A 14,389-nucleotide genomic window follows, 5' to 3' on the forward strand; every position below is an offset into this window, starting at 1 on the left:
GCCGGCGGCGCGGGAGTGCGCGCGGGCGTCTGTCGTCCCGGTCCGCGCGGAGTCGATCGCCCCGCTGCGGTCCCGAAAGATGACGCGTTCGTTAACGTATTGTAAACCTAAGCAATCGTTCGCTTTGGCGCGAACCGCGCACGGTTCGTCACCCCTGCTGCCCTAAATTCCTGCTGCAATCACAGCGAGATACCCGAACGGCCCGCGAGTTCGACGACATATTGCCACGCCACGCGCCCCGATCGCCCGCCGCGCCGCGTCGCCCATTGCACCGCCTCGGCCGGGTCGAAGCCGAGGCCGTGGCGCTCGGCATAGGCCCGCACGATCGCGAGGTAGTGATCCTGATCGACGGCGTGGAAGCCGAGGCTGAGCCCGAACCGGTCGGCGAGCGCGAGCTGGTCGTCGTCGGCGTCGCGCGGGTTGATCGCGCGCTCGGTCGCCTCATGCTCGCGCACCACGAGGTGGCGGCGATTGGCGGTGACGAGCAGGCGCGCGTTGGCGGGCCGCGCCTCCGCCCCGCCCTCCAGCAGCGAGCGCAGCGCGCGCGCCTCCCCCGCCGCGTCGATGCCGAGATCGTCGACGAAGATCGCATAGGCGCGCGGCTGCGCCGCGATCGTGTCGAACAGCCGCGGCAGCGTCGCGAGCCGCTCGGCCGCGACCTCGACCAGCGCGAGCGCGCCCCCCGCCGCCTGCACCGCGCCGACCGCCGCCTTGACCAGCGCCGACTTGCCCGTGCCGCGCGCGCCCCACAGCAGCACGTCCTGCGCGGCATGGCCGGCGGCGAGCCGCTCCAGATTCGCCACCAGCGCGTCGCGCTGCGCGTCGACGCGCTGGAGCAGCGCGAGGTCGAGCGGCACGAAGGCGCGCGCCGCCACCAGCACTCCCTCGCGCCAGACATAAGCGGGGTGGGCGAGCGGGTCGGCGGCGGCGGGGGGCGGCGGCGCGAGCCGCTCCAGCGCGGCGGCGATGCGATCGAGCGGGTCCATCGCCGCGGGCTAGCCGCCGCGGCGACGCGGCTCAACCCGGCGCGCGCCTTGTGCTGCCCATGGTCAAGTTCATGGATTTGGAACAGTTACGCGATTTTGTCGCGTTGCCGCACCGCAACATGCCCCGTAAAGGAGCCAAGCGCCCACCGGGGTGTTGTCACGACAAAGCGGGTGCGCCTGGCGCATCCCGGGGAAAGGGAACAGCGTTGACCGAGATCGTGCCGGTGATCCTCTCGGGTGGATCGGGTACCCGCCTGTGGCCGATGTCGCGGCCGGAGAAGCCCAAGCAGCTGCTCGCGCTGACCGCCGAACAGACCATGCTCCAGCTCACCGCCGCGCGCGCGCACGGCGACTCCTTCGCCGCACCGGTGGTGGTGGCCAATGCCGCGCACGCCGACGAGGTGGAGGCGCAGCTCGCCGGCATCGGCGCGGCGCCGCAGGCGCTGATCCTCGAGCCCGCGGGGCGCAACACCGCCCCCGCGATCGCGCTGGCCGCGCTGGTGGCGAAGGGCAAGAGCCCGCTGCTGGTGATGCCATCGGACCATGTCATCGCCGACCGCGAGGCGTTCCATGCCGCGATCCACGCCGCGCTGCCGCTGGTCGAGCAGGGCTGGCTGGTCACGTTCGGCATCACCCCCGACGCGCCCGAGACGGGCTATGGCTATATCAAGGTGGGCGAGGAGATCGCCGCCGGCGTCCACCGCGTCGCGCGCTTCGTCGAGAAGCCGGCGCGCGACGTCGCCGAGGCGATGGTGGCGGCGGGCGACCATGCCTGGAACGGCGGCATCTTCCTGTTCTGCGCCGACGCCTATCTCGCCGCGCTGGAGGCGCATCGGCCCGATATCCTCGCCGCGGTGAAGGGCTCGCTCGATGCGGCGCGGCGCGACGGCACGCGCATCTATCCCGACGCCGCCGCCTTCGCCGCCTCGCCGTCCGACTCGATCGACTATGCGGTGATGGAGAAGGCCGATCGCGTCGCGGTGGTGCCGGTGGCGATGGGCTGGAGCGACGTCGGCAGCTGGGACGCGCTCCACGCGATCAGCGCGGGCGACGATGGCGGCAACGTCGTCGCGGGCGAGGTGATCATGCTCGACACGCGCAACTGCCTGGTGCGCAGCGACGGCGCCAAGGTGGCGATGGTCGGGGTGGAGGATCTGATCGTGGTCGCGAGCGGCAACGATATCCTGATCCTGCCGCGCGGGCGCAGCCAGGACGTCAAGCTGCTGCTCGAGGCGATGAAGCGCTGAGCGCCGCGCGCACGCGTTACGCCGTCATCACCCAGACCCAGCATGCCGCCAGCCCGGCGCAGCCCAGCAGGAGCTGCGGCGGGCGCAGCCGCGCGAAATGCGCCGGCGCGTTGCCGCGGAGCGCGGCGCGCCGGTCGAGCAGCGCCGCCAGCGCATAGCCCGCCGCCAGCAGCGCGAGCGCGGTGCTGACGAACGGCACCACCAGCGCGAGGCCGGCGATCGTGACATAAGCGACCGCCGCGGCGATCTCGACGGCGGTCGCGGCGCCGGGGGTCGCGAAGCCGAAGCCGCGCCGCACCCCGCCGATGAACGACAGGATCAGCGCCCCCCAGACGATCGCCAGCCGCACCGCGATCACGCCCCAGCCCGGCGCCAGTGCCCAGGCGCCGACTCCCGCGGCGACGAGCGGGAGCATCGGGCCATAGCCGAACACGATGCTGTCGGTGGGAATGCGGGCACGCTGGTTTATGCGCGCCGAACGCACGGCCGCGCGTTCAGTCGCGCGCGAAGATCTCTTCCTGCGGGATGGTGATGCCGAGCATCGGCAATTCGATGCCGGTTGCAGCATAATCGCTGATCAGCCAGTTTCCCGTGGCGAGACGCCGGTGCGTCCTTATCAGTTGATTGATCGGGTCGACGAAAACGATCTGGAGTACGCTATCGATGCTACGATACTCCTCCAGCTTCGTCCCTTGATCGAACGTTGCCGTACTCGGCGACAGGACTTCGATGATCACGACCGGACGATCGAGCGCCCGAACATTCTCGCCATGATCCGGCCGTTTGCCGCAATGGATGCTGACATCCGGATAGCGGACGTCATGCTCGCCGACACGGACACCCATTTCCGAGCCATAGCTGCGACATCCGCTTCCTCGCAGCGCCTGACGCAACCAGGCAACGAGATTACCCTGCACCCAGGCGTGAAGCTCCGTGCCGCCCGTCATCATCTGAATGACGCCGTTGCTGAGTTCGAATTTCCGATCGGTGCCGAAATCCATCGCGAGGAATTGGTCGGCGGTGATCGGCTGGTAGTAGGCATCGGTCGCCATAACGACGAATATAGCCCCGCTCGCCACGCAAACAAAGGGCCGGCGGATCGCTCCGCCGGCCCTTTGCTGTACGCTTGGACGGCAGCGGCAAAGCCGCTGTCCGGGACGTCAGACCGGATCGGCGCTGCCGACCGGCTGTCCGCGCCGAAGCCGATCCCGCGCCGACCAAGCCGGCGCGGGACCGTCAGCGGCTTAGAAGTCCATGCCGCCCATGCCGCCCATGCCGCCGCCGGCGGGCATGGCCGGGGCCTTGTCCTCGGGCAGCTCCGAGACGGTCGCCTCGGTGGTGATCAGCAGGCCCGCGACGCTCGCGGCGTTCTGCAGCGCGGTGCGCACCACCTTGGTCGGGTCGATCACGCCGGCCTGGACCAGGTTCTCGTAGGTGTCGGTCGCGGCGTTGAAGCCGAGCGAGGTGTCGTTGCCGTCGAGCAGCTTGCCCGAGACCACCGCACCGTCGTGACCGGCGTTCTGCGCGATCTGGCGGACCAGCGAGGTCAGCGACTTGCGGACGATGTCGACGCCGCGCGTCTGGTCGTCATTCTCGCCGGTGAGGCCCTCGAGCGCCTTCGACGCGTACAGCAGCGCGGTGCCGCCGCCCGGGACGATGCCTTCCTCGACCGCGGCGCGGGTCGCGTGCAGCGCGTCGTCGACGCGGTCCTTGCGCTCCTTCACCTCGACCTCGGTCGAGCCGCCGACCTTGATCACCGCCACGCCGCCGGCCAGCTTGGCCAGACGCTCCTGGAGCTTCTCACGGTCATAGTCCGAGGTGGTCACCTCGATCTGCTGGCGGATCGCCTCGGTGCGGCCCTTGATCGACTCCGCATCACCCGCACCGTCGACGATGGTGGTGTTGTCCTTGTCGATCGTCACGCGCTTGGCGGTGCCGAGCATGCCGAGCGTGACGCTCTCGAGCTTGATGCCGAGATCCTCGCTGACGACCTCGCCCTTGGTCAGGATCGCGATGTCCTCGAGCATCGCCTTGCGGCGATCGCCGAAGCCCGGCGCCTTGACGGCCGCGACCTTCAGGCCGCCGCGCAGCTTGTTCACGACGAGCGTGGCGAGCGCCTCGCCCTCGATGTCCTCGGCGATGATCAGCAGCGGACGACCCGACTGCACCACCGCCTCGAGGATCGGCAGCATCGCCTGGAGCGACGACAGCTTCTTCTCGTGGATCAGGATGTACGGGTCGTTGAGCTCGACCGACATCTTCTCCGGGTTGGTGATGAAGTACGGCGACAGATAGCCGCGGTCGAACTGCATGCCCTCGACGACGTCCAGCTCGAACTCGAGGCCCTTGGCCTCCTCGACGGTGATGACGCCTTCCTTGCCGACCTTCTCCATCGCTTCCGCGATCTTCTCGCCGACCTCACGGTCGCCGTTGGCGGAGATGATGCCGACCTGCGCGACTTCCTGCGAGCCCGAGACGGGCTTGGAGCGCGCCTGGATGTCGGCGACGACCTTGGTCACCGCCAGGTCGATGCCGCGCTTCAGGTCCATCGGGTTCATGCCGGCCGCGACCGACTTCATGCCCTCGCGGACGATCGCCTGCGCCAGCACGGTGGCGGTGGTGGTGCCGTCACCCGCGATGTCGTTGGTCTTCGAGGCCACTTCGCGCACCATCTGCGCGCCCATGTTCTCGAACTTGTCCTTGAGCTCGATCTCCTTGGCGACCGACACACCGTCCTTGGTGATGCGGGGCGCGCCGAAGCTCTTGTCGATCACGACGTTGCGGCCCTTCGGGCCCAGCGTGACCTTCACCGCGTCGGCGAGGATGTCGACGCCGCGCAGGATGCGCTCACGCGCGTCGCGGCCGAATTTCACGTCCTTGGCTGCCATGTGGCTACCCTTTCAGATGAACGAATGTTGAGAAAGTTGAGTCGCCGGGACGGTCTCAGGCGATGACGCCGAGAATGTCCGACTCCTTCATGATCAGCAGGTCCTCGCCGTTGACCTTGACCTCGGTGCCCGACCACTTGCCGAACAGGATGCGGTCGCCGGCCTTGACGTCGAGCGGGGTGACCTTGCCGTCCTCGGCCTTGACACCGGTGCCGGCGGCGACGACCTCGCCCTCCTGCGGCTTCTCCTTGGCGGTGTCCGGGATGATGATCCCGCCGGCCGTCTTCTCTTCCGCCTCGACGCGGCGGACGAGAACGCGGTCGTGCAACGGACGAAAGTTCATTGCTCTTACCTCTCTGAAGGCATGTGACAGATTTTTGGCACTCCCCTGGGGCGAGTGCCAGCGCCCCGCATATGTGGGGCGTGCCCGCGGCGGTCAACCGGGGGCGCGCGATTTTTCGGGAACCGTGCGTCAGGCCGTGCGTGCACTCGGGTCAGGCAACAGGCCGAGCCGCGCGCGCGCCGACCAGCGCCAGATCAGCAGCGCCGAGACGACGCCGAGCCCGGCGGCGAGCCCCCACCAGATGCCGATCGCGCCCCAGCCGAAGGTGAAGCCGAGCAAGGCGGCGATGCCGAAGCCGATCACCCAATAGCCGAACACCTGGATCATCATCGGCACGCGCGTGTCCTGCACCCCGCGCAGCACGCCCGCCGCGACCGCCTGCGCGCCGTCGACCAGCTGGAACACCGCGGCGACGCCGAGCAGCTGCACCGCCAGCGCGGCCACCGCGACCTCGCGCGCCGGGTCGACATAGGCGCGCACCAGCAGCCCGGGCACCGCCCAGAGGATCGAGGCGCTGACCACCATCACCGCGATACCCGACACGATCGCCACCCCGCCCGCGCGCCCGACCCAGCGCGGGTCCGCCGCGCCGTAGGCGAGGCCGACGCGGATCGTCGCCGCCTGCGCCAGCCCGAACGGGACCTGGAAGGCGATCGCGGCGATGTTGAGCGCCACCGCATGCGCGTCGATCGCGGTGACCGAGATCAGCCCCATCAGCAGAGCGGCGCCGCCGAACAGCCCGCCCTCCGCCATCCAGCCGAGCGCGATCGGCGCGCCGAGCCGGGCGATCTCGATCATCCGCGGCCATTCGGTCCGCCACCAATTGCCGAACAGGTGGAAGCGGCGCAGCCGGCGGTCGGTCGACAGGATCACCGCGTAGCTCGCCGCGGTGGCGAGCGAGGTGAGCACGCTCGCGATCGCGGCGCCCTCCAGCCCCAGCGCGGGGAAACCGGCGTTACCGAAGACGAGGCACCAGTTGGCGGTCACCGCGACGCCGAGCGCGAGCAGCGTCACCACCAGCGCCCAGCCCGGTCGCCCCAGCGCGGCGGCGGTGAGCCGCATCAGCGCCGCCGCCACCGCGAAGGGCGCGGCGAGCGACAGCAGCCGGCAGAAGCTGCCCGCGCGCGCCGCCACCGCGGCGTCCTGCCCGGCGAGGCGCAGGATCGGCTCGGCGAGGTTGAGCAGCGCGATCACCACGAGCGAACCCGCCGCGGCGAGCCACAACGCCATGCGGAACGAGCGCCGCACCTGCCGCACCGCGCCGATGCGGCGCCCCAGTGCGGCGGCGATCAGCGGCTCGGCCGCGCCGACCAGCCCGACGAGCGCGAAGGCGAGCAGGTTGAACAGGAACACGCCCAATGTCGCGGCGGCGAACTCGACCGGGCCGAGCCGCGCGACGAACACGACGTCGACCGCGAACACCGCCATCTGGAGCAGGTTGGCCCCGACCAGCGGCCCGGCGAGCGCGGCGAGCGCGCGCAGCTCGCGCTGCCACGTCGCGGGCGCGCGCTCGGTCAGCGGGTGGAGGGTGGCGGCGCCGTGCATCGCGGCGTGCGGTAGAGGATTCTTCGCCGCCGCGCACGCGCGGGATGCGCCACGCTGGGGCAGCGCTTGACGAGGGGGCGATCAGACCCCGGAGCGAAGCATCCCCGCATCCTCCCCGTGCCGGGGAGGATGCGGGGGACACGGCCGATCCTTACCCCTCCTCGCGCGCCAGCAGCCACGCCACGATCCGCTCGGCCGCGGCCTCGGCATCTTCCGCCGCGGTGTCGACGCGCAGCTCGGGCGCCTCGGGCGGCTCGTAGGGGCTGTCGATCCCGGTGAAGTTCGCCAGCTGGCCGGCGCGCGCCTTGGCGTACAGGCCCTTGACGTCGCGGGCCTCCGCCGCCGCCAGCGACGTGTCGACATGGACCTCGACGAACTCGCCCTCGGGCAGCATCGCGCGCACCATGTCGCGCTCGGCGCGGAACGGCGAGATGAAGGCGGTCAGCACGATCAGCCCCGCGTCGGTCATCAGCCGCGCCACCTCGCCGATGCGGCGGATGTTCTCCACCCGGTCGGCGTCGGTGAAGCCGAGGTCGCGGTTGAGTCCGTGCCGCACGTTGTCGCCGTCGAGCAGGAAGGTGTGGCGGTTCATCCGCGCCAGCTTCTTCTCGACGAGGTTGGCGATGGTCGATTTGCCCGCCCCCGACAGGCCGGTGAACCACAGCACCGCGGGGCGCTGGTTCTTGAGCGACGCGCGCTTCTCGCGCGAGACGTCGGTCGGCTGGCGGTGGACATTGCTGGCGCGGCGCAGCGCGAAGCGGATCATCCCCGCCGCGACGGTGGCGTTGGTGGCCTTGTCGATCAGGATGAAGCCGCCCAGCTCGCGGCTCTGCTCATAGGGCTGGAACACGATCGGCCGGTCGAGCGACAAGGTCGCCACGCCGATCGCGTTGAGCTCGAGCGTGCGCGCCGCGGTCTGCTCCAGCGTGTTGACGTTGACCTGATATTTGGGCTGGCGCAGCACCGCCGAGGCGCTCTGCGTGGCGAGCTGGAAGGCGTAGCTGCGCCCCGGCAGCATCGCCTCCTCCGCCATCCACACCAACGTCGCCTCGAACTGGTCGGCGACCTCGGGCGGGTCGTCCGCGGCGGCGATGACGTCGCCGCGCGAGCAGTCGACCTCGTCGGCGAGCGTCAGCGTCACTGCCTCGCCGGCCTCGGCGTGGTCGCGGTCGCCGCCGAGCGCGACGATGCGCTTGACCGTGGTGGTGCGCCCCGAGGGGACGATCCGCACCGCGTCGCCGGGGCGCACCGCGCCGCCCGCGATCGTGCCGGCGAAGCCGCGGAAGTCGAGGTCGGGGCGGTTGACCCATTGCACCGGCAAGCGGAACGGCGCGCGTGCGGCGCGGTCGGCGTCGACCGGCACCTGCTCGAGGTGCTCGATCAGCGTCGGACCGTCATACCAGTCCATGTGCGCGCTGCGCGTCGCGATATTGTCGCCGCCCAGCCCCGACACCGGGATGGCGCGAAAGTCGGTGATGCCGATCTCGCTGGCGAAGGCGCGATAGGCCAGGCGGATGCGGTCGAACGCGGCCTGGTCGTAGCTCACCAGGTCCATCTTGTTGATCGCCAGCACGACGTGGCGGATGCCGAGCAGCTGCGCGAGATAGGAGTGGCGCCGCGTCTGCGTCAGCACGCCCTTGCGCGCGTCGACCAGGATCACCGCGAGGTCGGCGGTGGAGGCGCCCGTGACCATGTTGCGCGTATACTGCTCGTGGCCCGGCGTGTCGGCGACGATGAACTTACGGTTCTCGGTGGCGAAGAAGCGATAGGCGACGTCGATCGTGATGCCCTGCTCGCGCTCGGCGGCGAGCCCGTCGACCAGCAGTGCGAAGTCGATGTTGCCGCCCTGCGTGCCGACGCGCTTGGAGTCATCCTCGAGCGCGGCGAGCTGGTCCTCGAAGACGTGCTTGCTGTCGTAGAGCAGCCGGCCGATCAGCGTCGACTTGCCGTCGTCGACCGAGCCGCAGGTGAGGAAACGCAGCAGCGACTTCTCCTCGTGCCGCGCGAGATAGGCGGCGACGTCGGCGCGGATCAGCGCGTCGGGCTGGTAGCTGGTCATGCGCGGGGTTCCGAGTTGCCACTCCGCGTCGCCCGATCCCCCATCAGAAATACCCCTGCTGCTTCTTCTGCTCCATGCTCGCGCCGGCGTCCTGGTCGATGGCGCGGCCCTGGCGCTCGCTGGTGGTGGTGAGCAGCATCTCGCGGATCACGTCGTGCAAGGTCGCCGCCTCGCTCTCCACCGCGCCGCTCAAGGGATAGCAGCCGAGCGTGCGGAAGCGAATCGAGCGCTCCACCGGCACCTCGCCGGGCGCCAGCGGGAAGCGCTGGTCGTCGACCATCAGCAGCAGCCCGTCGCGCTCCACCGTCGGGCGCGGCGCGGCGAAATAGAGCGGCACGATCTCGATCTTCTCGCGCGCGATATATTGCCACACGTCGAGCTCGGTCCAGTTGGAGATCGGGAAGACGCGCATGCTCTCGCCCTTGGCGTGGCGCGCGTTGTACAGCTGCCACAGTTCGGGGCGCTGCGCCTTGGGGTCCCAGCGGTGCGTCGCGCTGCGGAAGGAGAAGATGCGCTCCTTGGCGCGGCTCTTCTCCTCGTCGCGGCGCGCGCCGCCGAACGCGGCGTCGAAGCGGTGCAGGTCGAGCGCCTGCTTGAGCCCCTCGGTCTTCCACAATTCGGTGTGGAGCGCGCCGTGATCGAACGGGTTGATCCCACGCGCCAGCGCCTCGGGGTTGCGGTGGACGATCAGCTCCATCCCCGCCTCGCGCGCGGCACGGTCGCGCAGCGCGTACATCGCCTGGAACTTCCACGTCGTGTCGACGTGGAGCAGCGGGAAGGGCGGCGGCGCGGGATAGAAGGCCTTGCGCGCGAGGTGGAGCATCACCGCGCTGTCCTTGCCGATCGAGTAGAGCATCACCGGCCGCTCCGCGACCGCGACCACCTCGCGCAGGATATGGATGCTCTCGGCCTCAAGCCGGTCGAGGTGGGTCAGCGTCATCGTCGGGCGGCTCTCAGCGGAGGTAGGGGCGCAGCGGTGCGGGCTGGTAGCCGCCGGTGGCGACGAAGCCGGCGTTGCGATAGCCCGGCTTGCCGTAGGTGAAGGGCGCGCCATCGACGTCGAGCGTGCGCCCGCCCGCGGCGCGCAGCACCGCGTCGCCCGCGGCCGTGTCCCACTCCATCGTCGGGCCGGTGCGCGGGTAGACGTCGGCCTCGCCGCACGCCACCAAAGCGAACTTGAGGCTGGAGCCGACCGCGACGCGCTCGCTCACCCCGCCGGCGTCGAGCCATTCGTCGAGCCCCGGCATGGCGTGGCTCTTCGACGCCACCGCACAGGGTTTGCCGCCGCAGGTGCGGACACGGATCGGCTGCGCCGCGCCGCGGGCGCCGCCGGGCGCGCGCGCGGCGGTCCAGGCGGCGCCTTGCGCGACGTCGCCCCAATAGAGCGCGTCGCGCGCAGGGGCGTAGACCACGCCCATGGTCGGCGCCCCCTGCTCGATCAGCGCGATATTGACGGTGAAATCCTCGCCGTGGCGGACGAACTCCTTGGTGCCGTCGAGCGGGTCGACCAGGAAGAAGGCGTCCGCGACCGCGGGGATATCGCCCGCGGCGGCCTGTTCCTCGGCGACGACCGGGATCGCGGGGGCGATCGCGGCGAGCCCGGCGAGGATCGCGGCCTCGGCGTCGCGGTCGGCGGCGGTGACGGGGCTGTCGTCGCTCTTGTGCATCACCGCGCAGCCGGCGGTAAAGTGGCGCCACACGATATCGCCCCCCGCCTCGGCGAGCGCGACGATCGCGGCGAGCAGCGCGGGACGGTCGGTGATGTCGGTCATGGATGTCGTATGTGGCGTGGCACGCGCGCCGCGACCAGCAAGAATAAGCGCGATCCTCCGCAAGTTGGGGTTGGGCGGCGGCAAGCCGGCTGTGCCGAGCCGAGGAGCGCGGGGTGAGCATGAGGCGTCCCCCTCGCCGGCGTCATCCTGAACTCGTTTCAGGATCCACCGTCCCGCAGGCGCCGCCGTATCCGGGTATGCGGCGCCGTTGGTCCGGACCCAAAAGGTGGCTTGCATCTTCGGCCGCCTGATCGGCCGCTGCTCTTCGCGGGTGATACGCTGTAATGAGGGAGACCTCTTTCTCTTCCCTCACCGTCATCCCGGCCTCGCGCCGGGATCCATTCCTCCGCGAGAGCAACGCCCGCTGCTCTCGCGGCACCATGGATCCCGGGTCGAGCCCGGGATGACGGGGGCGAGTCGCTTCCGCGACAATGAACCTTTTAGGTCTGGACCCGTGGATCCTGAAACGAGTTCAGGATGACGCCAGTGGCGCGGTAGCGCCCGCCGCTACCGCCCGCGCCGCCGGAACGAGCCCCGCGCCACCATCACGCCGATCGCGAGCAGCAGCAGCGGCGCCAGCCACAAAGGCAGCGTCGCGCGCGACACCGGCGGGTCGTAGCTGACGTAATCGCCGTAGCGCGCGATCAGCCAGTCGCGCACCGCGCGCGGCGACTCCCCCGCCGCCACGCGCTGGCGCACCAAAGCGCGCATCTCGCCGGCCATGTCGGCGTCGCTATCCGCGATCGACTGGCCCTGGCAGACGAGGCAGCGCAACGTCTCCATCAGCGCGCGCGCCTGGCGCTCCTGCTCGGCGTCGCGCAACTGGGTATAAGCGAGCGGGGGCAGCGCGGTCTGCGCCTCCAGCGGCACCGCCGCCAGCAGCAGCGCCAACGCCGCGGCGCGCCTCATCGCACCGCCGCCGGAGTCCGCGCCGCCGCCAGCGCCTGGAGTAGCGCGGGCACGTCCTCGGCGCGGATGTCGCCGACATGCTGGAGCCGGATGATGCCCTGCCCGTCGACCACGAAGGTCTCGGGCACGCCCGACGAGCCGAGCGCGAGCTGGAGCCGGCTGTGCGGGTCGCTGCCGACGCTGGCATAGGGATCGCCGTGGCGCCGGAGGAAGGCGGCGACGTCGGCGGGCGTGTCCTTGATCGCCACCGCGTCGATCGGCACGCCCGCGGCCTTGAGCGTCAGCAGCTGCGGCGCCTCCGCGACGCAGGGCACGCACCAGCTGGCGAAGACGTTGAGCAGCCGCGGCGCGCCGCGCCGGAAGTCGGCGTCGGTCACGCCCGGCTTGCCCGGCGCGATCGCGGGCAGCGTGAAGGAAGGCAGCGGCTTGCCCACCATCGCCGAGTAGACCGTGCGGTCGGCCGGGCGCCACAGCCCCCACAGCACCACCGCCAGCACGACGCCGAAGGCGCAGAGCGGCAGCCACAGCAGCCAGCGCGCGTGGCGCGGCCCGGCGCCGGTCGCGCCTTCCCGATCCGCCCCCGCGCTCACGCCGCGCCCCAGGCGGCGCTCTCGGCGAGCGCGTCGGCGCGGCGGCGCTGCTGCCACAGCCGCCACTGGTGCCCCATCAGCGCCAGCGCGCCGCCCAAAGCGATCAGGAAGCCGCCGAACCAGATCAGCGTCACCATCGGCTTCCACCACAGCCGCAGCTGCCAGCGCCCGTCCTCGCCCAGCGTGCCGAGCACCGCGTAAAGCTGCCCGTCCCAGCGCGTCAGGATCGCGCTCTCGTTGGTGGTCGTCACTGGCGTGGTGAAATAGCGCACCTGCGGGCGCAGCACCGCCACCGGCTCGTCGTCGAGCGTCACCGCCAGCCGGCCCTCGAGCGCGGTCCAATTGTCCCCCACCAGCGGGCGCACGCCCTCCAGCCGGACGGTGAAGCCCGCCACGCGCGCGGGGTCGCCGGTGCCGACCGCGACCAGCCGCTCCTGCGTATAGGCGGTGCTCGCCGCCATGCCGATCAGCGACACCGCGACGCCGAGATGCGCCACCACCATGCCCCAGAGCTGGAGCGGCGCGCGGCGCAGGTTGCGCTTCGCCAGCGGCGCGACGCTCGCCACCGCCAGGCCGACGCCGAGCGCGATGCCGAGCAGCGGCAGCGGCGCGATCGGCCCGCCCAGCACGAAGGCGCCGACCCCCGCGAACAAGGTGGCGGCGATCGCCGGGAACAGCCGCTGCGCCACCTCGCTCGGCTCGTCGCGGCGCCAGCGCATCACCGGCCCGGCGGCGAGCACCGCCACCAGCAGCAGCGCCACCGGCCCCGCGGTCGAATCGAAGAAGGGCGGGCCGACCGAGAGCTGCACCCCCATCGCCGCGGCGACAATCGGGTAGAAGGTACCGATCAGCACGATGCCGAGGATCACGGTGAGCAGCAGGTTGTTCGCCACCAGCGAGCCCTCGCGGCTGACCGCCTCGAACAATTTGCCCTGCCGCACCGTGCCGATGCGCAGGCCGAACAGCAGCAGCGCGCCGCCGATGTAGATCACCAGCAGCGCCAGGATGAAGGCGCCGCGGCGCGGGTCGACCGCGAAGGCGTGGACGCTGGTGAGGATGCCCGAGCGCACCAGGAAGGTGCCGATCATGCTCATCGAGAAGGCGACCACCGCCAGCATCACGGTCCAGGCGCGCAGGCCATCGCGCGTCGCCAGCACGCTCACCGAATGGAGCAGCGCGGTCGCGGCGAGCCACGGCATCAGGCTGGCGTTCTCCACCGGGTCCCAGAACCACCAGCCACCCCAGCCGAGCTCGTAATAGGCCCAGTAGCTGCCCGCGGTGATGCCGAGCGTCAGGAAGATCCAGGCGCCGAGCACCCAGGGGCGCATCGCGCGCGCGAAGGCCGCGCCGACGTCGCGCGTCACCAGCGCGCCCACCGCGAAGGAGAAGGCCACCGACAGGCCGACATAGCCGGCATAGAGCGTCGGCGGGTGGAAGGCGAGCCCGGGGTCCTGCAGCAGCGGGTTGAGCCCGGCGCCGTCCGCGGGCGCGGGGTCGAGCCGCGCGAACGGGTTGGAGGCGAACAGCAGGAAGGCGTAGAAGCCCAGCGCGATCGTCGCCTGCGCCGCCAGCGTGGCGACCAACGTGTCCGCGCGCAGGCGGTGCTCCAGCCGCGCCACCGCCGCGCCGGCAAGCCCGAGGATGGTCACCCACAGCAGCATCGAGCCCTCGTGGTTCCCCCACGCGCCCGCGAACTTGTAGAGCGTCGGCTTCATCGAGTGGCTGTTGGCGGCGACCAGCGCGACCGACATGTCCGAGGCGAGGAAGGCCGCGATCAACGCCGCCATCGCGATCAGCGACAGCGCGCCCTGGACGGTGGCGACCGCGCGCACCGTCGGCGCCGCGCGCGCGGCGTCGGCGCCCTGCTTGAGCGCGAGCGCGCCGAGGACGAGCTGCGCCAGCGCGAGCGCGGCGGCGAGCCAGAGCGCGACGAGGCCGGTCTCGGCGGTCATGCTGGGAGAAACGCGGGCGACACGCGCAGGGCTTTAGCGGCGCGGCGGCGGAGCGTCGAGGCGGATCGAGGTGGCGCGCCGTTGAGAGACACGGGCAA

The 14,389-nt window shown here is 71.2% G+C and carries 13 protein-coding genes; 1 reads left to right on the forward strand and 12 read right to left on the reverse strand.

The window, feature by feature from the left end:
* Positions 1-179: 179 nt before the first annotated feature.
* The gene (locus EV292_RS12405; protein WP_132909539.1) at positions 180-986 is read right to left on the reverse strand and encodes a DUF815 domain-containing protein; all 807 of its coding nucleotides are present in this window, start codon (positions 984-986) and stop codon (positions 180-182) included.
* A 206-nt stretch (positions 987-1,192) separates the two neighbouring features.
* Between EV292_RS12405 and EV292_RS12410 the strand changes: the two genes are divergently transcribed.
* Complete coding sequence (locus tag EV292_RS12410; RefSeq protein WP_279432424.1) at positions 1,193-2,233, forward strand: mannose-1-phosphate guanylyltransferase/mannose-6-phosphate isomerase; 1,041 nt, start codon at positions 1,193-1,195, stop codon at positions 2,231-2,233.
* A 16-nt stretch (positions 2,234-2,249) separates the two neighbouring features.
* Here EV292_RS12410 and EV292_RS12415 read toward each other — a convergent pair whose 3' ends face one another.
* The 11 genes from EV292_RS12415 to EV292_RS12465 form a co-directional block, all read right to left on the reverse strand.
* Positions 2,250-2,717: a DUF3429 domain-containing protein gene (locus EV292_RS12415; protein WP_243693750.1), complete on the reverse strand. Its 468-nt coding sequence runs from the start codon at positions 2,715-2,717 to the stop codon at positions 2,250-2,252.
* Positions 2,718-2,727: 10 nt separating this feature from the next.
* Entirely contained in the window at positions 2,728-3,285 is a 558-nt protein-coding gene (locus EV292_RS12420; RefSeq protein WP_132909542.1) for a Uma2 family endonuclease, read from the reverse strand.
* A gap of 192 nt (positions 3,286-3,477) precedes the next feature.
* Positions 3,478-5,121, reverse strand: a complete 1,644-nt coding sequence (gene groL, locus EV292_RS12425) for a chaperonin GroEL (protein ID WP_132909543.1) — start codon at positions 5,119-5,121, stop codon at positions 3,478-3,480.
* A 55-nt stretch (positions 5,122-5,176) separates the two neighbouring features.
* Positions 5,177-5,464, reverse strand: a complete 288-nt coding sequence (groES, locus tag EV292_RS12430; protein ID WP_132909544.1) for a co-chaperone GroES — start codon at positions 5,462-5,464, stop codon at positions 5,177-5,179.
* A 129-nt stretch (positions 5,465-5,593) separates the two neighbouring features.
* Positions 5,594-7,009 carry an MATE family efflux transporter gene (locus EV292_RS12435; RefSeq protein WP_132909545.1) on the reverse strand — a complete coding sequence of 472 codons (1,416 nt, stop codon included), beginning with the start codon at positions 7,007-7,009 and terminating at the stop codon, positions 5,594-5,596.
* Positions 7,010-7,160: 151 nt separating this feature from the next.
* The gene (gene cysN, locus EV292_RS12440; RefSeq protein ID WP_132909546.1) at positions 7,161-9,068 is read right to left on the reverse strand and encodes a sulfate adenylyltransferase subunit CysN; all 1,908 of its coding nucleotides are present in this window, start codon (positions 9,066-9,068) and stop codon (positions 7,161-7,163) included.
* A 43-nt stretch (positions 9,069-9,111) separates the two neighbouring features.
* Entirely contained in the window at positions 9,112-10,008 is an 897-nt protein-coding gene (cysD, locus tag EV292_RS12445) for a sulfate adenylyltransferase subunit CysD (RefSeq protein WP_243693751.1), read from the reverse strand.
* A gap of 13 nt (positions 10,009-10,021) precedes the next feature.
* The gene (cysQ, locus tag EV292_RS12450) at positions 10,022-10,840 is read right to left on the reverse strand and encodes a 3'(2'),5'-bisphosphate nucleotidase CysQ (RefSeq protein WP_132909548.1); all 819 of its coding nucleotides are present in this window, start codon (positions 10,838-10,840) and stop codon (positions 10,022-10,024) included.
* Positions 10,841-11,347: 507 nt separating this feature from the next.
* The gene (locus EV292_RS12455; RefSeq protein WP_132909549.1) at positions 11,348-11,749 is read right to left on the reverse strand and encodes a cytochrome c-type biogenesis protein; all 402 of its coding nucleotides are present in this window, start codon (positions 11,747-11,749) and stop codon (positions 11,348-11,350) included.
* Entirely contained in the window at positions 11,746-12,339 is a 594-nt protein-coding gene (locus EV292_RS12460; protein ID WP_132909550.1) for a DsbE family thiol:disulfide interchange protein, read from the reverse strand. Before EV292_RS12460 ends, EV292_RS12455 begins: the two co-directional genes overlap by 4 nt.
* Positions 12,336-14,291: a heme lyase CcmF/NrfE family subunit gene (locus EV292_RS12465; RefSeq protein ID WP_132909551.1), complete on the reverse strand. Its 1,956-nt coding sequence runs from the start codon at positions 14,289-14,291 to the stop codon at positions 12,336-12,338. Before EV292_RS12465 ends, EV292_RS12460 begins: the two co-directional genes overlap by 4 nt.
* Positions 14,292-14,389 lie beyond the last annotated feature (98 nt).

The sequence above is a fragment of the Sphingomonas sp. BK235 genome (assembly GCF_004345855.1).
In the GTDB taxonomy this organism is placed as follows: Bacteria; Pseudomonadota; Alphaproteobacteria; order Sphingomonadales; family Sphingomonadaceae; genus Sphingomonas.